17 protein-coding genes are annotated in these 22,690 nt (G+C 70.7%); 10 read left to right on the top strand and 7 right to left on the bottom strand.

All coding sequences use genetic code 11. From position 1 onward, the window contains the following. Positions 1–1,031, top strand: a 1,031-nt coding sequence (locus tag AB4Z01_RS22860; RefSeq protein ID WP_441697895.1) for a hypothetical protein, incomplete at its 5' end; no start/stop codon positions are given. A gap of 179 nt (positions 1,032–1,210) precedes the next feature. Here AB4Z01_RS22860 and AB4Z01_RS22855 read toward each other — a convergent pair. Further along, positions 1,211–2,797, bottom strand: coding sequence for a helicase HerA domain-containing protein (locus tag AB4Z01_RS22855; protein ID WP_441697893.1), 1,587 nt, complete (start codon positions 2,795–2,797; stop codon positions 1,211–1,213). 541 nt (positions 2,798–3,338) lie between these two features. Here AB4Z01_RS22855 and AB4Z01_RS22850 point away from each other — a divergent pair. After that, entirely contained in the window at positions 3,339–4,385 is a 1,047-nt protein-coding gene (locus tag AB4Z01_RS22850; protein ID WP_441697891.1) for a LysR family transcriptional regulator, read from the top strand. 4 nt (positions 4,386–4,389) lie between these two features. On the opposite strand, the gene AB4Z01_RS22845 is transcribed toward AB4Z01_RS22850, so the two are convergent. Continuing rightward, positions 4,390–5,280, bottom strand: coding sequence for a DUF72 domain-containing protein (locus tag AB4Z01_RS22845; protein ID WP_441697889.1), 891 nt, complete (start codon positions 5,278–5,280; stop codon positions 4,390–4,392). A 112-nt stretch (positions 5,281–5,392) separates the two neighbouring features. Further along, a complete protein-coding gene (locus tag AB4Z01_RS22840; protein ID WP_441697888.1) occupies positions 5,393–6,547 on the bottom strand; it encodes a porin in 1,155 nt (384 codons plus the stop codon). 289 nt (positions 6,548–6,836) lie between these two features. On the opposite strand from AB4Z01_RS22840, the gene AB4Z01_RS22835 reads away from it, so the two are divergent. Beyond that, positions 6,837–8,426 (top strand): gamma-glutamyltransferase family protein, encoded by a 1,590-nt coding sequence (locus tag AB4Z01_RS22835; RefSeq protein WP_441697886.1) that lies wholly within the window; start codon positions 6,837–6,839, stop codon positions 8,424–8,426. Positions 8,427–8,503: 77 nt separating this feature from the next. Continuing rightward, a complete protein-coding gene (locus tag AB4Z01_RS22830; RefSeq protein WP_441697884.1) occupies positions 8,504–9,241 on the top strand; it encodes a creatininase family protein in 738 nt (245 codons plus the stop codon). Here the strand turns inward: AB4Z01_RS22830 and AB4Z01_RS22825 are convergent. Then, positions 9,214–10,974: a VanW family protein gene (locus tag AB4Z01_RS22825; RefSeq protein ID WP_441697882.1), complete on the bottom strand. Its 1,761-nt coding sequence runs from the start codon at positions 10,972–10,974 to the stop codon at positions 9,214–9,216. The genes AB4Z01_RS22830 and AB4Z01_RS22825 overlap by 28 nt on opposite strands. Before the next feature lie 148 nt (positions 10,975–11,122). Here AB4Z01_RS22825 and AB4Z01_RS22820 point away from each other — a divergent pair, with 148 nt between their 5' ends. The 3 genes from AB4Z01_RS22820 (at position 11,123) to AB4Z01_RS22810 (ending at position 14,075) form a co-directional block, all read left to right on the top strand. Beyond that, complete coding sequence (locus tag AB4Z01_RS22820) at positions 11,123–12,079, top strand: GlxA family transcriptional regulator (protein ID WP_441697880.1); 957 nt, start codon at positions 11,123–11,125, stop codon at positions 12,077–12,079. A 105-nt stretch (positions 12,080–12,184) separates the two neighbouring features. After that, positions 12,185–13,108 (top strand): 3-keto-5-aminohexanoate cleavage protein, encoded by a 924-nt coding sequence (locus tag AB4Z01_RS22815; RefSeq protein WP_441697878.1) that lies wholly within the window; start codon positions 12,185–12,187, stop codon positions 13,106–13,108. Continuing rightward, positions 13,098–14,075 (top strand): L-carnitine dehydrogenase, encoded by a 978-nt coding sequence (locus AB4Z01_RS22810; RefSeq protein WP_441697877.1) that lies wholly within the window; start codon positions 13,098–13,100, stop codon positions 14,073–14,075. Before AB4Z01_RS22815 ends, AB4Z01_RS22810 begins: the two co-directional genes overlap by 11 nt. 66 nt (positions 14,076–14,141) lie before the next feature. Here AB4Z01_RS22810 and AB4Z01_RS22805 read toward each other — a convergent pair whose 3' ends face one another. Then, positions 14,142–15,245 (bottom strand): lipase family protein, encoded by a 1,104-nt coding sequence (locus tag AB4Z01_RS22805; protein ID WP_441697875.1) that lies wholly within the window; start codon positions 15,243–15,245, stop codon positions 14,142–14,144. Between the two features lie 77 nt (positions 15,246–15,322). Next, a complete protein-coding gene (locus AB4Z01_RS22800; RefSeq protein WP_441697873.1) occupies positions 15,323–16,255 on the bottom strand; it encodes a DMT family transporter in 933 nt (310 codons plus the stop codon). 246 nt (positions 16,256–16,501) lie between these two features. Here AB4Z01_RS22800 and AB4Z01_RS22795 point away from each other — a divergent pair, with 246 nt between their 5' ends. The 3 genes from AB4Z01_RS22795 to AB4Z01_RS22785 all read left to right on the top strand — a co-directional run bounded on the left by AB4Z01_RS22795 (position 16,502) and on the right by AB4Z01_RS22785 (position 21,857). After that, on the top strand, positions 16,502–17,590 hold the full coding sequence (locus AB4Z01_RS22795; protein ID WP_441697871.1) for a hypothetical protein: 1,089 nt from the start codon (positions 16,502–16,504) through the stop codon (positions 17,588–17,590). A 115-nt stretch (positions 17,591–17,705) separates the two neighbouring features. Then, positions 17,706–18,950 (top strand): glycerate kinase type-2 family protein, encoded by a 1,245-nt coding sequence (locus AB4Z01_RS22790; protein WP_441697869.1) that lies wholly within the window; start codon positions 17,706–17,708, stop codon positions 18,948–18,950. Between the two features lie 255 nt (positions 18,951–19,205). Continuing rightward, a complete protein-coding gene (locus tag AB4Z01_RS22785) occupies positions 19,206–21,857 on the top strand; it encodes a beta strand repeat-containing protein (protein WP_441697867.1) in 2,652 nt (883 codons plus the stop codon). A gap of 65 nt (positions 21,858–21,922) precedes the next feature. Here the strand turns inward: AB4Z01_RS22785 and AB4Z01_RS22780 are convergent, their stop codons facing one another. Next, complete coding sequence (locus AB4Z01_RS22780; RefSeq protein WP_441697865.1) at positions 21,923–22,690, bottom strand: alpha/beta fold hydrolase; 768 nt, start codon at positions 22,688–22,690, stop codon at positions 21,923–21,925.

Below are 22,690 nucleotides of genomic sequence, written 5' to 3'. Positions count from 1 at the left end.
AGTTCCTGTTTTGTTCTAATTCAGGAATGGTCGATGGCACCACCAGGTTCAGGAATCCCTCCGCCGCTTCGCCGGCCACGGACGAGGCCGACCTCGCGACGCTGTCCCGCCTGGCCCATGTCGCCGAGGCGCTGGCCATGGGCTTCCAGGCCCAGGGCATGTCCGCCCTCAAGGCCGGCGATCTCGATCGCGCCGGGAAGGCCGAGACCCATTTCAGCAATCTCTTTCTTGGCATCCGCCGCGCCATCGCCCTGAAGGCCAGGCTGCGCCGGCAGCGCGAGGACGCGCAGCGCAGGGCCGCGGCCGGCAAGGACCGGCGGCAGGACCAGAAGGACCGCCGGCGCAAGACCGTCGGCGAACGCCTCTCCCGCGCCATCGCCGTCGTCAAGCCCGAGGCCCGCGAGCGGCTGACCACCGAGCTCTGGGAAAAGCTCACCGAGGACGATCGCATCGACGTCGACCTCGCCGACACCGCCTTGCCGATCGAGGTCCTGATCCGGCGCCTCGGCCGCGCCATCGGCCTCTCCCGCCAAGCCCTCGCCGCCGCTCTCGGGCCGAAGGCCGATCCGGCCGGCGCCGGMCCGAAGCCATGGGACGAGGTCCCCGGCCAGGCCGCCCCTCCGCCCCCGCCGCCGCCCAGATACGACTTTACCCCCGGAACCTACCGCACCATCCCGGCCGCCGACCTCGGCCTGCCAGGGGACACGATCTACAACTTCAACACCACCACCGGCGAGATCTTCGCCCCCGGCGGCAGGCTCTTCCGCAAGCTGGAMGACCGGCCGCCCGATCCCGGCGGCGCCGGGCCTGCCGCAGCAGCCGGGCCGCCCGATCCCCCGCCGCCACCGGCCGAGCTCGATCCGGACGAAGCCGAGTTCCAGCGCCAGGCGGCCTATGCCAAGCAGCACGGCCACATCCTGTTCAGGCCGCCCGCCCTGGCACGGCGCCTGGGATTGCCTGAGAATGGCACGGCCGACGGCAGCCCTGTCCCCGGCTTCGGGAACGGGAGCGCGACGGATAAGAGGCCGTGAGCAACGGACGCCGCGAGGCCGCCGTCAGGTGGCCTCGCCGGCTGCGTTTCCGATTCGGCGACCATCGAGACGTCATGGGGCGCAGCCCCAGGCTCTCAGGCTATTGGATTCACACATCGCCTCTTTTGAGTCCGACTTATAGAAGCTCGCGTCAGCGATGTATGAATGCCGCAGGCCTCTCAGGAGAGGGGCGGAACCGCTTCGATCTCGTCGGCCGTGGCGCGATCCTCGCCGGCCGCGGCAGCGTCGCGATCGACCACGGTCCTCGCCTCCTCCCGCGCATTTGGGTCGCCGGGCGCGGTCTCGCAGCCGAGGTCCGGCAGCGCCACGATGCGGTGGCCGCCGCGCCCCGAGATGCGGCAGACGATGAAGTTGCGCTGCTCCATATAGGACAACAGGCGCCGGGTGCGGCCGACCGACTGGGTGCCGTAGGCACGGGCGATGGTGGCGTCGGACGGGCAGGGGGCGCCGGCCATCGCCGCCTTGACCAGCAGCAGGAAGATGCCCTGCATGTCCTCCGGCAGCTCCCGCGCCAGCCCGGTCGCGTGCTGCCAGGCCGGGCTCTCCGCCGTGTCGGTGTCGACCCCGGCCCGGGCCACGGCCAGCCGGCCGCGGAAGCCGGCGAGGTCCAGCGCCGGGGCGCTGCGGCTGCCGACCCGCTGGATCCGGCAGCGCACCAGGAAATCCTGGTACAGCACCGCGATCGGGCGGAAGGCCGAATCCTCCGCCGCCACCAGGTCGCGCAGCACCGCGTCGATCGCGGCGTCGCGCTCGGCCTGGGTCATCGCGTCCGGCTCCTCCTCCGCCGCCGGGGCGGTGTCGGGGCGGCTGCGGATCAGCTGGGCCAGCAGCTCGGCGGTCGATTGCTGCGGCTGCGGCGGCGGCCGCGTCGGGCGGGGCATCGGCGGCTCGGATTCGGCCGCCTTGAAGATCAGCTCGTGCATGTCCTCGGGCGGCGTCTCGGGCATCGGCAGCAGCTTCGGGCTGGCCGAGCGCGCGCCGGTCTCGACCGTGCCGATGCGGATCTCGATCGGCCGGCGCGACAGGGCCGGGCCGAGGGCGACGAAGCGGCCGCGGCCGAGGTCGCGGAACATCTCGGCCTGGCGCCGCTCCAGCCCCAGCAGGTCGGCGGCGCGGGCCATGTCGATGTCCAGGAAGGTGCGGCCCATCAGGAAGTTCGAGGCCTCGGCCGCGACGTTCTTGGCCAGCTTGGCCAGGCGCTGGGTGGCGATCACCCCGGCCAGGCCGCGCTTGCGGCCGCGGCTCATCAGGTTGGCCATGGCGCCCAGCGTCGCCTTGCGGGCCTCCTCCGACACGTCGCCGGCCGCGGCGGGGGCGAACAACTGGGCCTCGTCCACCACCACCAGGATCGGGTACCAGAGGTCGCGCTCGGCGTCGAACAGCCCGTTCAGGAAGGCGGCGGCGGCGCGCATCTGCGAATCGATGTCGCAGCGCTCCAGGTTCAGCACGGCGGAGGTGCGGTGCTGTCGCACCCGGCCGGCGATGCGGTACAAATCCTCGTCCGACCGGTCGCCGTCGACCACGATATGGCCGAAGCGGTCGGCCAGGCTGACGAAGTCGCCCTCGGGGTCGACCACCACCTGCTGCACCCAGGGCGCGCTCTGCTCCAGCAGGCGGCGCAGCAGATGCGACTTGCCGGAGCCGGAATTGCCCTGCACCAGCAGCCGCGTCGCCAGCAATTCCTCGAGATCGATCATGGCCGATGTCCCGTCGGACAGCGCTCCGATGTCGATTTGGACCGTCATCACCCCTCCGCACACTGCGGCCCCGTCCTCCGGGGAGGGCGGGGCGGGGCATGGTCTATCACGATCGGGCGGTCGGCGTGCAACCCGCCGGGACAGGTCAGGGTCCCGGCATGCCCGGACCCGCCGACCGACTTTAGAACCATATCAATAATGCATGGCGTGATGCGGGAACCCGGTCCGCGAGAGGCCGGGACGCCGGCCGCCGGAGCCGCGGTCGAGTGGCCGATACGCCCGGCCGGCAAGGGTTGCGAACCGGTCGCGGCCGATTTGCCGCCCACCAACCGCCTGGGAAACATCGGACAATTCCCGGCCTTCGGGCGATGCAGCCGCTCACCGCCGCGCTTGACTCTGCCCGGTCCGGGAATGAGCATCTGTTCACAAGATGAGCATAAGATCATGTTCACCCGGACAGACAGCCTCCTCGATAAAGGGTCGATTCTTCGGCCTCGCCTCACCCGGAAACCCTGACGGTTTCCGGGCTTTCCCGCCGAGCGAGAGAGACGCCCGTCGCCCGCTCCCTGCCTGGAAGAGGGAAGATTGCATGTTTGAAGGTGCTTTCACGCCGACGGCTTCGGCGCCACAGGCCTTGGTCGGCGGCGACCGTTATGCGGCGCCGCAGCGGCCGGCGATGAACCTGGCCTCGGTCGACCTGAACCTGCTGGTGGCGCTGGAAGCGCTGCTGGAACACCGCAACGTCACCCACGCCGCCCAGCATGTCGGCCAGAGCCAGCCGGCGATGAGCCGGGCGCTGGCCAGGCTGCGCGGCATGTTCAACGACGATCTCCTGGTCCGCACCTCCACCGGCCTGGCGCCGACGCCGCGCGGCGAACGCCTGGCCGTGCTGCTGCCGTCGGTGCTGGGGGCGATTCGCGACATCGTGACCAGCCGCAGCTTCGCCCCCGGGGAATGGCGGTCGAAGGTGACGATGGCGATGCCCGACCACCAGGCGCTGGTGCTGCTGCCGCGCCTGCTGCCGCGGCTGCGCGAGCGCGCCCCTCATCTCGATATCGTCACCGATCCGCTGCTGGCCGGCGCGCTGCGGCGGCTCGAGCAGGGCGAGATCGACCTCGCCGTCGGCCAGATCGGCGAAACCCCTTCGGGCTATTTCCGGCGCAGCCTGTACTCCGACCGCTTCGCCTGCCTGCTGCGGCAGGACCACCCGGCCCTGGCGCAGGAGTGGACGATCCAGCGCTTCTCGACGCTGCGCCATGCCGTGATCGCCTCGGGCTCTGAGGACGGCTTCGGCCAGGTCTATGACGGCTTGGCCAAGCTGGACCTGCCGGACCGCGACCCGATCCTGGTCCCCAACATGCTGACGGCGCCGGCGATGATCGCCGAGACCGATCTGGTGCTGACCGTGCCGCACCGCGTCGCCACCCGGGTTGCCGCGATGCTGCCGCTGGCGGTGGTGGACCCGCCGCTGGAGCTGCCGCCCTACGAGGTGGCGCTGATCTGGCACGAGCGGCGCCATCGCGACCCGGACCACAGCTGGCTGCGCGGCGAGATCGCCGCGGCGGCGCTGGCGCCGGTCCAGGGCGGCCGCCGGTCCACCGACCCGATCGAGCTGCGCGGCGAGGTGGCCTCCTGACGGCTCAGCCGCCGAGCCGGTCCTCGACCCGCCGGATCAGCCCCTTGGCGTCGGCCGGCGCGCGCACCTTGGCGTCATTGTCGAAATAGACATAGACGTCGCGCTTCGCCCGCTTCGGCCCGGGCTTGTCGATCACCCGCTCGGCATCCGCCGGCTCGCCGCCCGTGGCCCAGGCGGCGACGCGGTGGGCCCAGCTGTCGAGCGCCGCATCGTCATAGCCGCTGACATACAGCTGCTCCGACCCGTGCAGGCGGCAATAGATGAAGTCGGCGGTCAGGTCCATGCGCCGCGGCCAGTCGACCGTGTCGGCGCAGACCAGGGCGATGCCGTAGCGTCGCAGCAGCCGGATGAAGGCCGGGTCGAGGAAGCTGTCGTGGCGGATCTCCAGGGCGTGCCGCAGCGGCCGCTTGCGGTCGGTCCTGGTCCAGACCCGGCCGGCATAGCGCTCGTCGTGCCGACGGGAGATCTCGGCCGCGGCCTCGGTGTCCTTCGGCAGCAGCTTGAGGAACGCCTCGATCCGCTCCGGGTCGAAGCGGAAGCTGGGCGGGAATTGCCACAGGATCGGCCCCAGCTTCGGCCCCAGGCGCAGCGGTCCCGAGGCGAGGAAATTGGCCAGCGGCGCCTCGACCTCGCGCAGGCGGCGCAGATGGCTGATGTAGCGCGGCCCCTTGACCGCGAAGACGAAATCTTCCGGCGTCTCCTCGGCCCAGCGGGCATAGCTCTCCGGCCGCTGGGTGCCGTAGAAGGTGCCGTTGATCTCGACCGTCGGGAAGCTCTCGGCGGCGAAGGCCAGCTCGCGCTTCTGCGGCAGGCCCTTGGGATAGAACACGCCGCGCCAGGGCCGGTAGGTCCAGCCCGAGATCCCGATCCGCACCTGTCCGGCCTTTCCGCCCATCGCGCTCCTCCGGTGAGGCAACGCCATGGCACGCAAAGCCGTGCCCGAAAACGGAGAGGGCGGCCCCTGGCGCCGCCCTCTCCTCGCTCGGTCGGTCAGGAATGGTCTTGGATCAGAAGGCGAGCACCACGCCGGTGGTCAGCGCGGTCGACTCGTAGTCCTGGCCGGCGCGGAACTCGTTCCGCTCATAGGCCAGCTCGGTGAAGCTGCTGAGGCCGGGCGCGAAGTTGTAGAGGAACGAGCCGATGACGCTGTGGTTGGCCTTCAGGTCGGTGCCGTCGGTGAAGGACGACTTCAGGCCGTTGCTCTTCTCCGCCGTGGTGTAGGCGTAGCCGACCGACACGACATAGGGCCCGCCATAGTAGGACAGGTCGCCGGTGATCGAGTCGATCGACTTGTCGGCGCGGAAGGTGCTGGCGAAATGCACCCAGTTGACGCTGCCGGCGAAGCCGCTCGAATGCACGATCTGGCCGCCGAGGCTGTAGGCCTCGTAGTCGTGGTTGCCGCTGACGCCGTTGCCGGTGCCGGCCGAGGCCCGCGCCGTCACCGTGGTGCCGTCGAAAGTGTTGGTGTAGTTGACGCCGCCGGTGACGATGTTCTCGTAGCGGGCGGTGCTGTCGTTGAACAGGTCGTTGCGGCCGCCATTGCCGGCATGGCCGTTGCCGCCGGCCAGCGGCGTGAAGTCGACGCCGAATGAGAGGCCGGAGAAGCTCGGCGAGGTGTACTTGACCTTGGTGTCCTTGCCGTTCAGCCCGCCGATGCCGTAGCTCGGATCCACCGCGTAGAAGGTGTCGGAGCCGCCGAACAGGTTGAACTTGCCGTCCAGCCCGTCGCCCCAGCCGGCGCCGAGGCCGAGCTTGCCGTTCAGCGTGTCATGGGCATAGACGTAGCCGAAATCGGCGATGGCATAGGGCGCGTCGCCGAAGGTGACCGTGCCGAAGCTGCCCTTGAGGTAGAGATAGGTGCGGTCGATCGTCACGTCGTTGCGGCGGTCGACGTTGTTCATGCGGATGCGGGCGCCGTATTCCAGGCCGGAATCGGTGACGTTCTTGACGTCGAACTGCAGCCGCGCATTGGACACGAAGTCATAGTCGCGGTCGAAGGTATCGTCGGCGGTGTTGCTGAGCGACAGGCCGGCCATGAAGCCGATCCAGCCATTGATTTTCAGCGACAGGCCCGAGGTGACAGGCGCATCCGCCGCCCGGGCAATACTCGTCCCGCCCGCGGCGGCCGCAAGGCACACCCCGAGCAACAAAAACTTCCGCATTTTTACTTCCCCTCAGGTGTCCGGCGCGCGTCCCCCCAAATGGAACTCGCGACCCCTCTCTGTAGCGGCGAGGCTTATACGAAGCGCCTCGTTTTGAAATCAACCATCGGACGCGACATAAAGCTGTGTGCCGGCAAATTTCATAAAATCGTCACTGCCTGTCGGCATGGGCAAATGCAGGGCGCGCCGGTCCGGCATTCCGGGACCGGCGGCCGACGACACGCAGGCCGGTTGCCAAGCCGACCGTGCCGTGGATATCAACGACGGATCCAATGGAAAGGAACGGCGCATGCAGCGGGATTTCGGCCAGCCGGGGCGCTCGGCGCTGATCGCGGGCGAGGCGGCGATCGCCACCTCGCATCCGCTGGCCTCGGCCGCCGGGCTCGAGGTGCTGATGGATGGCGGCAACGCGGTCGACGCGGCGCTGGCGGCGGTCGCGGTGCAATGCGTGGCCGAAGCCCACATGACCGGCATCGGCGGCGACTGCTTCGTGCTCTACGCCCCGGCCGGGCGCGACGCGCTGGCGCTGAACGGCAGCGGCCGGGCCCCGCGCGCGGCCTCGGCGGAGGCGCTGGCGGCCCAGGGGCTGACGGCGATCCCGCAGCGCAGCCCGCATGCGGTGACGGTGCCGGGCGCGATCTCGGCCTGGTGTCGGCTGCATGACGAGCACGGGTCGCTGCCGCTCGACCGGCTGTTCGCCCGCGCCATCCTCTATGCCGAGCAGGGTTATCCGGTGGCGCCCCGCGTCGCCTGGGACTGGGCCGAGGATGCCGGCTTCCTGGCCGGCGATGCCGGCTGTCGCGCCGTGTTCCTGCCCGGCGGCCGGATCCCGGCGGTCGGCGACCGCCACGCCCAGCCGCTGCTCGGCGCCCGGCTGCGCGACATCGCCGCCCATGGCGCCGCCGCCTTCTACGAAGGCGCGGTGGCGGAATCGCTGGTCCGCCTGCTCAAGGCCCAGGGCGGGCTGCACACGCTCGACGATTTCGCCGCCGGCCGCGAGGTCGCCAACTGGGTCGACCCGATCCGGCTCGACTATCACGGCACCGAGGTGGTGGAGTGCCCGCCGAACGGCCAGGGCCTGGCGGCGCTGATGATCCTCGGCCTGCTGTCCGGCCACGACCTGGCGGCGGAGATGCCGGAGGCCGACCGCATCCATCTGCATGCCGAGGCGACCAAGATCGCCTACCACCACCGCGACGCGCTGATCTGCGACCCCGACCACCTGCCGCACGACCCGCGCACCCTGCTGTCGGAGGAGGTGCTGGGCACGCTGCGCCGGCGGATCGACCCGAAGCGCGCCAGCCGTCCGGCGCTGTGGACCGAGCCGGAGCACCGCGACACCATCTATCTCTGCGTCGTCGACCGCGACGGCAACGCCGTCTCCTTCATCAACTCGATCTTCGACAGCTTCGGCAGCGGCCTGCTCGACCCCGAGACCGGCGTGCTGTTGCACAGCCGCGGCCGGTCGTTCCGGGTCGAGCCGGGGCATCCGAACGCGATCGGGCCGGGCAAGCGGCCGATGCACACCATCATCCCCGGCCTGCTGCGCCGCGGCGGCCGCACCGCCGGCGTGTTCGGGGTGATGGGCGGGCACTACCAGGCGGCCGGCCAGGCCCAGTTCGTCTCCTCGATCGTCGACCGCGGCCTCGACCCGCAGGCGGCGCTGGACCTGCCGCGCAGCTTTGCCTTCGACGGCGTGCTGCAGCTCGAGACCCGGATCGGCGAGGACGTAGCGGCGGATCTCGCCGGCCGCGGCCACACGGTCGACCGGCGCGACGAGCCGCTGGGCGGCGGCCAGGCGATCCTGATCGACCATGACCGCGGCGTGCTGATCGCCGGCTCCGACCCCCGCAAGGACGGCTGCGCGCTGGGGATTTAACCTGACCGGCTCGCTTTCCAAGGAACTCCTGGGCCGCTGCCGGATTGGACAAGGCGACCCCAGGGAACGGAGGACCCATGCAGCTTCAGCTCAGCTCCTGGCCGGAGATCGAGGCCTATCTCGAGACCTCGCGCGGCGCGATCATGCCGATCGGCTCGACCGAGCAGCACGGCCCGAACGGGCTGATCGGCACCGATGCGCTGTGCGCCGAAGGCATCGCCCGCGGCGTCGGCGACCGGACCGGGGCGGTGGTCGGCCCGACCATCGGCGTCGGCATGGCGCATCACCACATGACCTTCCCGGGCAGCATGACGCTGAAGCCGTCGACCCTGGTGCTGGTGATCCGCGACTATGTGATGGCGCTGGCCGAGCACGGCTTCGACCATTTCCTGTTCGTCAACGGCCATGGCGGCAACATCGCCACCATTCAGGCCGCCTTCTACGAGATCTATTCCGAGCGGCGGGCGCTCGGCAGCCCGTCGATCCGCTGCCGGCTGGTGAACTGGTGGGACAATGCCGGCGTGCAGCGCCTGTCGAAGCAGCTGTACGGCGTGGCCGAGGGCAGCCACGCCACGGCCAGCGAGGTGGCGGTCACCCAATATCTGTTCCCCGACCACATCAAGTCGGCCGAGCTGGACCCGCCGATCGCGCCCTCGGGCCGATTCTACGACGCCGCCGACTACCGCCGCCGCTTCCCGGACGGCCGCATCGGCTCCAACCCCGGCCTGGCGACGCCGGAGCATGGCCAGCAGTTCTACGACGCGGCGGTGGCGGCGATCTCCGGCACCTATGCGGAGTTCCTGGCGGAAGTCTGAATCCGCTGGGGCGCGTCGCCCAGCGCCTGCAGCAAGGCTTCGCGCAGGGCCACGGCATCGTCCTCCGGCACCAGGGTGACGCCCGGTCCCGCGTCGATGCCGCAGGCGGCGGTGGCGATCACCGGGATGCCCAGCGCCATGGCGCGCAGCAGCGCCCGTGGCTGGTGCTCGACGATCGCCGGCAGCACCACCGCGGCGACCGGGTCGGGCCAGGCGCCGGCGGGCAGCGGCCGCGCCGCGACATTGCGCCAGAACGGGCCGGCCTGCTCGCGCGCCCGGCCGGTCACGGCCAGGTCGATCTCCAGCCCCTCGGCCGCGTCGCGCAGGGCATAGGCGCCCTTGCGGCCCAGGGCCGAGGCCGGGAACAGGATGGTGCGGCCGCCGATTGCGGGCCTTGATGCTGCGGTGACGTCCGCCAATGCCCAGTCCAGATGCACCGCCCGGTCGGCGAAGCGTGCGGCGATGGCGCCATGCGGGGTGTAGAGGCGGGATGCCGCGGCCAGCGCCTCGGCCTCCGCCGCGACGATCTCGTCCGGCGCTCGGAAATCGCCCAGTGTCGGACTCTCCGGATAGCGGGCCAGCGCCCGGTCCAGCCGGGCCTGCAGCGCCGCCAGCGGCCAGCGCTCCATCAGCACGTCGAAGCTGCGGCCCTGCAGGCAGCCGAGGCGCCAGAGATGCGGCAGCAGCCCCTGGCCGACCACCAGATGGGTGTGGCGATAGGACAGGCGGCTTGCATAGGCCTCGGCCAGCCGCCGGTCGAAGCCCAGCATCGCCCGGGGCAGCGCGCCGCCCGCTGCCGGCAGGCGGCGCAGCGCCCGGGAACGGGCCAGCGCGACCAGGGTGCCGCGGCTCTCCCCGCCCGGCAGCTCCGGCCAGGCATAGCGGGCGCGCCAGCGCATCGGCAGGAACAGCCGATCCTCCGGCCCGGCCTGGGTGCGCAGCAGCGCCGTGAATTCCGGCCAGCTTCCATCGACCAGCCAGGCGGTCGGCCGCCGCGTGATCTCCGGACCCTGCGGCAGGTGATGGCTGCAATCCTCACGGACGCAGCCGACGCAATCAGCGGCGGTCCCGCGCGGGGCGGGGAAGGGGACCACGATGCCGGCGGCCGGGGCGGCGGTGCTGCGGAAGCGGATCTCCAGCTCCGCCCCGCTCATCCGCGCCTCGATGCGGAAGGCGGCGCGGCTGCGGAAGCGCAGGTCGACATAGTTCCAGAACACGGTGGCGTCGCGCCCGGCGGCGGCGCGCGACCCCGGCACCAGCCGGCTGTGGGCGTGGCGCTCGACGATCTCGAAGCCGGCGGCCAGCGCCGCCTCGTACAGGCCGTTCGACAGCTGGCACAGCCCGCCGCCGGTGCTGGCGACCAGGCAGCCCTCGCGCAGCTCGCGCCCGGCGACGAAGCCGCGCCGGCGCGTGGCGCGGCCGATCTGGCGCCAGAAGCTGAACACGGCGCCGGCCGGCACCTCGATGCCGTCGAGGGCGCGCAGGGCCAGGCGCAGATTGTGGATCTTGCCGGCGGTCAGGTCGTGCTCGGCGGCCCCGACCGGCCCGGACCACAGCGGCGAGCGGATCTCGGCGACGATGGCGGTATCGCACAGCGTGTCCGCGCGCGGATGGCGCGCCGGCCGGCGGCGGATCTCGCGCAGGGCCCGGCCGCGGCGCAGCAGCGCCGTCTTGGCGCCGAAGACCAGCGCGTCCCAACGCGACGGGACCTTGTGATCCGCTGGCGCTGTCATTCTCGCTGCTGCTCCCGACACCGGCGACAGCGGCAGTGAAGCAGCGGAAGATGGCCGGACGATGTCGCGTCGATGGCGACTGCACGCATGGCCTTGACCTCCGGCCCCGCCGGATTGATGAAGGGCGACGCTTCCGATCGGGCCCGCCATGACCGACGCCCCCCGCCGCATCGGCATCCTGCTGCTGCCGCAGTTCTCGATGATGGCCTTCGCCTCGGCGCTGGAGCCGCTGCGCGTCGCCAACCGGCTGTCGCGGCGTCAGGTCTATCACTGGACCATCTTCTCGGCCGACGGCTTGCCGGTGCCGGCCTCGAACGGCCTGCCGCTGCCGGCCGATGCCGTCGCCGGCAGCGCCGACGACCTGCCGATGCTGATCGTCTGCGCCGCCTTCGAGCCGCTGGCGGCGGTCACCCCGCCGCTGATCCGCTGGTTCCGTCGGCTCGACCGCGCCGGCGCGGTGCTCGGCGGCATCGACACCGGCTGCTTCGCGCTGGCCGCCGCCGGTCTGCTCGACGGCTACCGCGCCACCGCGCATTGGGAGGCGCTGGACGGCTTCGCCGAGCAGTTCCCGCGGGTCGAGGCGCGCGCCTGCCTGTTCGAGACCGACCGCCGCCGCCTGACCTGCGCCGGCGGCACCGCGGCGCTGGACCTGATGCTGCAGATCATCCGCATGGATCACGGCGCCCGGCTGGCCGCGGCGGTGTCGGAGCAGTTCATCTACAACACCCTGCGCCATGCCGAGGACCGGCAGCGCCTGTCCGTGCCGCGCCAGCTCGACATCCGCGACAGTCGCCTGGCCCGGATGGTCGAAATCATGGAGCGCAACGTCGCCAGCCCGATCGCGGTGACCGCCCTGGCCCGTACCGTCGACATGTCGCCGCGCCAGGTCGAGCGGCTGTTCGCCCACCATCTCGGCAAGGGGCCGCAGGGCTTCTACCAGTCGCTGCGGCTGCAGCGGGCACGGTCGATGGTGCAGTATTCCGACGACCCGCTGCTGGAGGTGGCGGTCGCCTGCGGCTTCGGCAGCTACGAGCATTTCTGCCGCTGCTATCGCCGCGAATTCGGCGTGCCGCCCAGCCGCGACCGAAGGGCCTCCCCCGCCTAGCGGAAAGCGTCAAGCTGCTGTCGCTCCCGATCAAGGTCCGGGGGCGCCCGGGCGTAGTCTCGACCCAGCGGCCGGTGCGCCGGCGATTCGGGGAGGCGGTGGGCGATGGCCCTGCAGACTGACATCAACCGGCGCGTGATCGTGACCTGCGCCGTCACCGGCGCCGGCGACACGGTGGGCAAGCATCCGGCGATCCCGGTGACGCCGCAGCAGATCGCCGATGCGGCGCTGGAGGCGGCGAAGGCCGGCGCCACCGTGGCCCATATCCATGTCCGCAACCCCGAGACCGGCAAGCCCAGCCGCGACCCGGCGCTGTACCGCGAGGTGGTGGACCGCATCCGCTCCTCCGGCGTCGACATCATCATCAACCTGACCGCCGGCATGGGCGGCGACCTGGTGATCGGGCCGCAGGACGACCCGACGAAATTCGGCGCCGACACCGACCTGGTCGGCGGCATCGACCGCCTGCCGCATGTCGAGCAGCTGCTGCCGGAGATCTGCACCCTCGACTGCGGCTCGCTGAACTTCGGCGACGGCTCGCTGGTCTACGTCTCCACCCCCGACATCCTGCGCAAGCAGGCCAAGCGGATCCAGGAGCTCGGCGTGAAGCCGGAGCTCGAGATCTTCGACACCGGCAACCTGTGGTTCGCGCGGAAGATGGTGGAGGAGGGGCTGCTCGACGCGCCGCCGCTGTTCCAGCTCTGCCTCGGCATCCCCTGGGGCACGCCACCCGACCCGCGAATGATGCTGGCGATGCGCGACATGCTGCCGGAAGACGCGGTCTGGGCAGGTTTCGCCATCGGTCGGCTGCAGATGCCCTTCGTCGCCCAGGCGGTGCTGCTGGGCGGCCATGTCCGCGTCGGGCTCGAGGACAACCTCTATCTCGACAAGGGCGTCTTCGCCTCCAACGGCAGCCTGGTCGAGCGGGCGCGGACCATCATCGAGGCGATGGGGTCGAAGGTGATGACGCCGGCCGAGGCGCGCAGCCATCTCGGCCTCAAGCTGAAGGGGCAGGCCCATGCCGCGTGAGATCCGCACCCTCGGCATCGTCGGCGGCGGCGTCATCGGCAGCGGCTGGGCCGCCAGGGCGCTGGCCCGCGGCCTGAACGTCGTAGCCTGGGACCCGTCGCCGACCGGCGAGCAGGCGCTGCGCGACGCCGTCGCCAATGCCTGGCCGGCGCTGACCCGGATCGGCCTGGCCGAAGGCGCCGATCCAGAGCGGCTGGCAGTCCTCGGCTCGGCCGAGTCGGTCGCCGCCGTGGCCGATTTCGTGCAGGAGAGCGCGCCGGAGCGGATCGAGCTGAAGCGCAAGCTGCACCACGCCATGGCGGCGGCCGCCCCGGCCGACGTGATCCTCGGCTCCTCCTCTTCCGGCCTGCTGCCGAGCGAGATCCAGGAGGGCGCCCGGCATCCAGAGCGGATCGTCATTGGCCACCCGTTCAACCCGGTCTACCTGCTGCCGCTGGTCGAGGTGGTGGGCGGCAGGCAGACGACGCCGGAAACGATCCGGGCTGCCTCGGCCTTCTATGCCTCGCTCGGCATGAAGCCGCTGCATGTCCGCAACGAGATCGACGGCTACATCGCCGACCGCCTGCTGGAGGCGCTGTGGCGCGAGGCGCTGCACCTGGTCGCCGACGGCATCGCCACGACCAAGGAGATCGACGAGGCGATCTGCTTCGGCGCCGGCATCCGCTGGGCCTTCATGGGCACCAACCTGACCTATCATCTGGCCGGCGGCGAGGGCGGCATGCGGCATATGCTGGAGCAGTTTGGCCCGGCGCTGGAACTGCCCTGGACCAAGCTGGTGGCGCCGAAGCTGACCGACACCCTGATCGACCGCATGGTCGAAGGCACGCAGGAGCAGGCCGGCGGCTGGCCGATCAAGAAGATCGAGCGCTGGCGTGACGAACGGATCATCCGGATCCTGCAGGCGCTGGAGTCGGCCGACCGCGACACCGGCCACCCGACCTACGATCCGCGGCCCGGCCAGGACTGACCCCCCGACCGTTGCTCGCCTGACTCCGTCCGGCCGGGTCCTCCCCCGGCCGGACGTTCCTTGCGATCAGAGCGCGCCGGTGCCCCGGCGTGCCGGCTGGCGTGGTGCGGCCAGGAACGCCTTCAACCGCGCGGCATAGTCCGGATCGCTTGATACGGTGCGCGCGGGCAATGGCCGCCGCGCCGCCAGCCTCCCTCGCATCATCGCCACCTCGCCCTCCGTCACCGAGGTGCCGCCGAGCAGGCTCATATAGGTCGTCGTATGGTGCTGCTGCATAGCCTCGTCGGCCCAGGGGCCGAGCGGGTCGCTGCCATCGGGCGCCAGCCAGCCGCCCGGCAGCGAGACGCTGTCCGGAATGTCGGCATAGGAGACGCCGCACCAGTCCAGCCAACCATCATAGCCGACGACCGCGCTGGTGATGACGGCCGGCGGCAGGATGTCCGGGCCGACATCGGCATAGATCAAAGGGATCTCGAGCAGATCCGCCATCGCCTTGGGTACGATGTCGAGCGTGTTGCGGTAGCAGGTCGCCGTCGGGAAGGCGCCGCGGAAGGCCTCGGCGAAGGCCTGGTTGCCGGCGGTTGGCCCGGCATAGGTGGTCGGCACGATGGCGGGGGACAGGCCCTGCTGCCCCAGCTGCGCCTGCAGCCAGGGCGCGAGCACGGTGGTGATGCAGGCCCCCAGGCTGTGCCCGGTCACCCGCAGCGGCACCTGCCGATTGACGGGATTGCCGTAGAAGCCGGCCAGGAAATCGACCAGGGATTTTCCATCCGAGGTCATGCCGATGACCCGGGTCAACGCCTCGGCCGTGCCGCAGGCGATCAGGACGCCGTCCGGAGCCACCCAGGGCGGCGCCTGCTGGCTGTCGGCCCCGAGATCCTCGACGATCTCGTTCCAAAGTCCCAGCAGCGACCCGTCCCAGTCCGTGCCGCGCACGACGACGGCCACGGACAGGGTCTGTCCCGCGGCGCTGCGGACCGCGACATAGGCCAGATTAGCCTCGGACGGGTCCTGCGCCGGCCCCCAGGCCAGCGACCAGCTGCCGCCGCCGGGCGATGGCCAGGCCAGCGGGAAGGCGGCAGGAATGGCGATGGGATCGAGATAGGAGATCTGACATAGCTGGAGCAGGCTGATGCTCGCGGCATCGGCCGTTGTGACCGAGGTCGGCATGATGAATTCCTCGAATTAATAATAAAATTAGAGAAACTGACAAATATTATTATAGCAGAGAGGCAATATTCTGAAAGCTACTTCACATGCGCCCGCAGGGTCCGGCCGCGGATGCGCTCGCGATGCATGATGTAGAGGCTGGAGGCGATGACGATGCCGGCGCCGAGCACGACGAAGGGTTCGACCGCATTGCCGAAGAACAGGCTGCCATAGGCCAGGGCCCAGACGATCATGGTGTATTGCATCGGCGCGATGGTACTGGCCGGGGCCAGCGACAGCGCCCGCACCACCAGGAACTGGGCCGATCCCATCAGCAGGCCGGCGGCGCCGACCCGCAGCAGGTCGAACCAGCTCGGCAGCTTGAACACGAACAGCGCGACCGGCAGGCTGGTGACCAGCAGCCCCAGCATCACCGCCGTCACCATCACGGCGCGCTGCTCGTCGCGGCTGATCTTGCGCATGATCAGCACCACCCCGGCGCCGGTGAAGACCGAGCCCAGGGCCGAGAGGTGTCCCAGCGTCAGCGATTCGAAGCCGGGCCGCACCATCACCAGGATGCCCAGGAAGCCGACCACCACCGCGGCCCAGCGATGGGCCCGCACCTGCTCGCCCAGGATCGGGATCGACAGGATGGTCACCACCATCGGCGTGCAGAAGGCGATGGCGTAGACATCGGCCAGGGGCAGGGCGGAGAAGGCGTAGAAGCCGAAGATCGTGCCGATCCCGGCCAGCAGGCCGCGCGCCACGATCAGCCGCGGATGCGCCGCCCGCATCCGGCCGAGCCCACCGTCACGCCGCAGCATGATCAGGATCGGGATGCAGGCGAAGGCGACCTGCATCGGGATGATCTGGAAGATCGAATAGCTCGCCGTCAGCCCCTTCACCAGCGCGTCGCTGGACGCGAACATCAGGTTGGCCAGCAGCGAGCACAGCAGGCCGAGCAGGGGCGTCTCGACGCCGGCGATGGTCGCGGGGGCAGGGGGCGCCGTCGGCGCGCGCATAGGGGCCATCGGGACAGTCTCGTCGCCGCGCCGCCAGAGTCGCATGGTCGTCTCGATCCCCTCCGGGGCGGCGGGTTGTCCGTCTTGCCCCGAATGTCAGACATACGCCTGTCGGCGGAAAACGGGTGGCGAAAGCCGGAAAGGCTGGCATGCGCGCCGGGCGACGCCGCGCGGCGGGCGGGAAGCGCGCGACGAGGTCATAGGCGGAAAGGGAAATCCGGGCTAAGAGGCTTCGGCATCATTCGGGTGAGAGCGATGATCGAGTTCGGTGTCGATACGGTTCGAATCGTGTTCAATCCCGCGGGCGGGCATCTGCACGATGTCGTGATGTGCTGGAACGGGCGGGAGATCCGGCCGCTGCACCGGGCGCCCTGGATCGACAGTGGCGAGACGCTCCCGGACGACATCCCGCTCGGCCTGCGCAACCTGGCCGGCGACTTCTTCTGCGCCCCCTTCGCCGACAGCGACCTCGACGACGCGCCCGGCCATGGCTGGACCGCCAACGGCCATTGGGACCTCGATGGCATCGACCAGGAGGCCGGCGGCGTCACCGCGCGGTTCACGCTGCAGGAAAAGGTGTTCGGCGCCACCGTGCGCAAGGCGGTGACGCTGCGCCACGGGCAGCCGATCGTCTATCAGCGCCATGTCTTCGAGGGCGGCGCCGGGGCGCTGCCGATGGCGCATCATGCCATGATCCGGGCGCCCGGCGGGGCGGCGCTCAGCTTCTCGCCCAAGGCCTTCGGCACCACGCCGCCGACCCCGGTCGAGCCCGATGCCGCGCGGGGGCGCTCGGTGCTGGCCTATCCGCAGCGMATTGCCGGGCTGGAGGCCGTGCGCCTGGCCGATGGGCGCACGGTCGACGCCTCGCGCTATCCCTTTGCCGACAGCCATGAGGACATCGTGCTGCTGGCCGAGGCGCCGGGCTCGCCGCTCGGCTGGTCGGCGGCGCTGGCCGCGTGGGAGGGCTTGCTGTTCTTCGGCCTGAAGGACCCGCGGCGCCTGCCGTTCACCATGCTGTGGATGAGCAATGGCGGCCGCGACTACCCGCCCTTCTCCGGCCGGCACCGCCATGTGCTGGGGATCGAGGAGGGCTGCATGTACTTGCATCTCGGCCACCGCGCCTCGATGCAGCCGAACCCGCTGACCGCCGAGGGCTACCCGACCGCGATCGCGCTGGACCCGACGGGGCGGGTCGAGATCGCCTACGCCTTCGGGGCGGTGCCGGCCGAGCCGGGCTGGGACCGGGTCGAGGCGATCAGCCACAGTGCCGGCGCGCTCGACCTGCGCATCGCCGGCGGCCCGGCTGTGGCAGTGCCCTTCGAGGCGGAGCGGATCGGGCTGTAGTTTTCTCGCAGGGTGGAACGCCCTCCCGCCGCCGCTCCCAATTCGCGCTTGAACCGCGGCCGGTCCTCGCCTTCGATGGGCCGCCCGCAGCTGCGTCCATAGCAAAGAGACATCCATGTCCGCGTCCGATCGCGCCGTCCTCGAGGCCCTGTTCCAGGCCGCGCTCAGCGCCGCCTATCCGGAGACGCGGATGCAGCATCTGCTGCCGAAGCCGCCGACGGGCCGCACCATCGTGCTCGGCGCCGGCAAGGGCGCGGCGCGGATGGCGCGGGCCTTCGAGACGCTGTGGCCGCATCCTTGCGAGGGGCTGGTGGTCACCCGCTACGGCCACGGCACGCCGACCGAGCGGATCGAGGTGGTCGAGGCCGCGCATCCGGTGCCTGACGCCGCCGGCCGCGCCGCCGCCCAGCGCATCCTCGACCTTGCCCGTGCCGCCGGTCCGGACGACCTGGTGGTGTGCCTGATCTCGGGCGGTGCCTCCGCCCTGCTGTCGCTGCCGGCCGAAGGGCTGACCCTGGAGGACAAGCAGGCGGTGAACAAGGCGCTGCTGCGCTCCGGCGCGCCGATCCAGGAGATGAACGCGGTGCGCAAGGCGATGTCCGCGATCAAGGGCGGGCGCCTGGCCGCCGCCGCGGCGCCGGCGCGGGTGGTCACCTATCTGATCTCCGACGTGCCGGGCGACGAGCCGGGTGTGATCGGCTCCGGCCCCACCGTCRCCGGCGGCGCCGACCCGGAGACGGCGCTGGCCATCCTGCGGCGCTATGAGATCGCGGTGCCGGAGGCGGTGGAGCGGGCGATCCGCGCCAATGTTGCCCCGGCCGCGCTGCCCGCCGCCGACCTGCACATGCTGGCGACGCCGCAGACGGCGCTGGAGGAGGCGGCGGCGAAGGCGCGGGAACTGGGCCTGACACCGGTGATCCTGGGCGACGCGCTGGAGGGCGAGGCGCGCGAGGTCGGCCGTGTCCTGGCCGGCATCGCCGAACAGGTGCTGCGGCACGGCCAGCCGGTGGCGCGGCCCTGCGTGCTGCTGTCCGGCGGCGAGACCACGGTGACGGTAAAGGGGCAGGGGCGGGGCGGCCGCAACGTCGAGCTCCTGCTGGCGCTGACGCTCCAGCTGCAGGGCCGGGCCGGCATTGCCGCCATCGCCTGCGACACCGACGGCATCGACGGGTCGGAGGACAATGCCGGCGCCTGGGCCGATGCGGCGACGCTGGCGCAGGGCAAGGCGCAGGGGCTGGCGGCAGCCGACTTCCTGGCGAACAACGACGCCTACAGCTATTTCGCGGCGCTCGACCGGCTGGTGGTGACCGGGCCGACCCTGACCAATGTCAACGACTTCCGCGCCATCCTGGTGCGGTAATTGATGCAAGGTGCCGCCGCGCTGCACTTCCCTCCGACCGGCATTGCCGGGTATGTCGCTTTGAAATAAATGCTGCACGATTGCCGAGGCAGAGCGGGGCGTGTAAAACCCTGAAGCTCGGCGTGTGTGAACACACGTCCATTACTCGTGCAACTTCTATTCGTACAAGTTTGATTAGCTTCTGAATTTCGCGGTGGCGTTTTTCCCGGCCAAAGGGCTGCCATCGCCCGCAGAATCGATGGGGAGGCTTTCCATATGACCGTCAATGCCAGCTCGCTCACCCGGATTTCAGTCAGCACCGGCGGCACCAGCGCCGACAACATCGCCACCGGCGGCGTGATGTCGGCCGATGGCCGCTATGTCGTGTTCCAGAGCACCGCGACCAACCTGGTCGGCGGCGACGCCAATGGCTTGTTCGACGTCTTCCTGCGCGACACGCAGAACGGCACCACCATCCTGGTCTCGACCGCGACCGGCGGGACGCAGGGCAACAACGTCTCCAGCGTGGCCTCGGTCACCGATGACGGCCGCTACGTGTTCTTCAACAGCAGCGCGACCAACCTGGTCGGCGGCGACACCAACGGCGCTCTCGACGTGTTCATGCGGGACACGCTGACCGGGATCACCACCCGGGTCTCGACCGCGTCCGATGGCAGCCAGGCGACCGGCGCGTCGCAGAATGTCGACGTCACCGGCAACGGCGCCTTCATCGGCTTCCAGAGCACCGCGACCAATCTGGTCGGCAGCGACAGCAACGGCTTCAGCGACGCCTTCGTCAAGAACCTGTCGACCGGCGTCGTCACCCGCGTCTCGGTGGCGGATAACGAGGCGCAGTCCAACGGCAACTCCCTGGTCGCCCGCCTGTCCGACGACGGCAACCGCGCCTCCTTCGTCAGTTCCGCCAGCAACCTGGTTGCCACCGACACCAACGGCGCCGTCACCGACGTCTTCGTCCGCGATATCGCCGGCGGCACCACCACCCTGGTCTCAGTCTCCACCGGCGGCGTATCGGGGAACGGCACGTCCTTCGGCGCCTCGATCTCCGGCAATGGCCGTTATGTGGTGTTCGAGAGCAACGCGACCGACCTGGTCGCCGGCGACACCAACGGCGCCACCGACATCTTCGTCCGCGACCTGCAGACCAACACCACCACCCGGGTCTCCGCCGCCGGCGACGGCAGCCAGGGCGACGCACTTTCGAGCCAGGCGTCGATCTCCGCCGACGGGCGCTACGTCGTCTTCTTCAGCCTCGCCAGCAACCTGGTGCAGGGCGATACCAACGGCCTCCGCGACATCTTCCTGAAGGACATGGTGACCGGCACGGTGACGCGCCTGTCCGTCGCCGCCGACGGGACCGAGCTGAACGACCTCTCGAACACGCCCCAGATCTCGGCCGACGGGCACTACGTCACCTTCCAGACGCAAGCCACCGACACCGGGGTGGGCGCCGAGGGCAACGGCACCGGCTTCGACGTGTTCCGCATCTCGCTGGTGGCCGGGGCCGGGGCCGACCGGATGCTCGGCTCCGACGGCAATGACACCATCGACGGGCTGGCCGGCGACGACATCCTCCTCGGCGGCTTCGGCAACGACCTGCTCACCGGGGGCGCCGGGGCCGACCAGATCTCCGGCGCCGCGGGCACCGACACGGCGGACTACTCGGCTTCCATCGTGGGGGTCACCGTCGATCTCATCGCGGGAACCGGCATCGGCGGCGACGCGCAGGGCGACACGCTGTCCGGCATCGAAAACGTGGTCGGCTCGGCCCAGGCGGACCACCTCTACGGCGACGGCGCCGTCAACACGCTGACCGGCGGCGATGGCGACGACACGCTCCGCGGCGGGGCGGGGGCCGATGTCCTCAACGGCGGCAACGGCTCGGACTTCGCCAACTATCAGGGCTCGACGGCCGGGGTCTTGGTCAATCTGCAGGCCGGCATCGCCTCCGGCGGCGACGCCCAGGGTGACACGCTGACCAGCATCGAGAACCTGTACGGGTCGAGCCACGACGACCAGCTCACCGGCAACGCCGTCCGCAACATCATCGGCGGCGAGCTCGGCAACGACACCATCGTCGGCAATGGCGGCGATGACGCCCTTTCCGGCGAGGCCGGCGACGACAACCTCAGCGGTGGCGACGGCGCGGACCGCCTCGTCGGCGGCGCCGGGATCGACACCATCCATGGCGGCAACGACAATGATTCCATCGATGCCGGCAGCGAGAACGACCAGGTCTTCGGCGACGCCGGCGATGACACCATCCTCGGCGGCACCGGCGATGACAACCTCGACGGCGGCGACGGCAACGACCTCCTCGAGGGCGCGGCCGGGGCCGATGTGCTGACCGGCGGGGCTGGCATCGACACGGCCAGCTATGCCAGCTCCGCCGCCGGGGTGACGGTGAATCTGGCCGCCGGCACGGCCTCCGGCGGCGACGCTGCGGGCGACTCGTTCAGCAGCATCGAGCAGGTGCTGGGTTCGGGCCAGCAGGACGTTCTGACCGGCGACGGCAACGCCAACACGCTGTGGGGCATGGCCGGCAACGACGTGCTTACGGGTGGCGGCGGCGGCGATCTGCTGAAGGGCGGTGCCGGCGACGACACCTTCACCTACAACGCCCTGTCCGACAGCGCGGCCTCGGGTGTCGGCAAGGACACCATCACCGACTTCACCACCGGCGACAAGATCGACCTGTCGGCGATCGACGCCGACGGCAATTCGGGCAACGGCGACACCGCCTTCACCTTCGGCACCGGCGCCTTCAACGGCACCGCCGGCGAGCTGCGGGTGCTGACGTTCGGGGCAATCCAGGTGGTCTATATCGACGCGACCGGCGACAAGCTGCCGGACTTCGCCATCAACGTCTATTCCGACCACCCCCTCACCGCGTCGGATTTCGTGCTCTGAGCCTGGCGGGAGGCTCCGCCGACTTAGCGGCGCCTCTCTCTGCCGTCCTGAGGGGGCGCCGCGGTTCAGCTCCGCGGCGCATCCCCCAGGAAGTCGGCGATGGCGAGGCCCAGCTCCGGCTTCGCCACCGCGCTCATATGGTTGCCGGGGGTCTCGGCGTGGCGGCCCTGCGGCAGGGCGGCGGCGAGATCCGCGGCCGAGCCATTGTCGTCGTCCTCGGCGCCGGCCACCACCAGGGTCGGCACCGCGATCCGCGCCAGCGCCTCGCGCGGCGTGTCGACCGAGGTGCCGAGCACCTGCAGCAATGCGTCGGGGTCGCCGCCGACGGTCTTCAGGAAGGCCTCGGCCATCCACTCCGGCGTGCCGCGCTGGAAGCTGCCGAGGCCGGTCAGGATCCGGCGGAAATAGGCGTTGCGGCCGCCGGCGCTGACGATGCCGTCGAGGCCCATGCCGGCCACGATCGCCCGCCCCGGCGCGGCGCCGCGCACCAGCATCCGCACCACGGTCCGCCCGCCCAGCGAATAGCCGCCGAGATCGTAATCGGCGAGGCCGAGCTGCTCGATCAGCGCCAGCCCGTCATCGGCCAGGATGTCGGGCGGATAGGCGGCGGGGTCGTGCGGCCTGGCGCTGTCGCCATGGCCGCGCAGGTCCGGCATGATCACCCGGTAGCCTCGCGCCGCGATCGCCTCGGCATGGCCGTAGCGCAGCCAGTTGACCGTGGCGGTCGAGAAGAAGCCGTGGATCAGCACCAGCGGCCGGCCCTCGCCGAGCTCGCGATAGGCCAGGTCGACGCCGTCGCGGCCATGGAACTGATGGGCGGGAAGCTCGGTCAT

This window comes from Inquilinus sp. YAF38, assembly GCF_052113205.1.
Taxonomy (GTDB): Bacteria; Pseudomonadota; Alphaproteobacteria; order DSM-16000; family Inquilinaceae; genus Inquilinus.
This window is presented reverse-complemented; position numbering and strand designations above follow the sequence as displayed.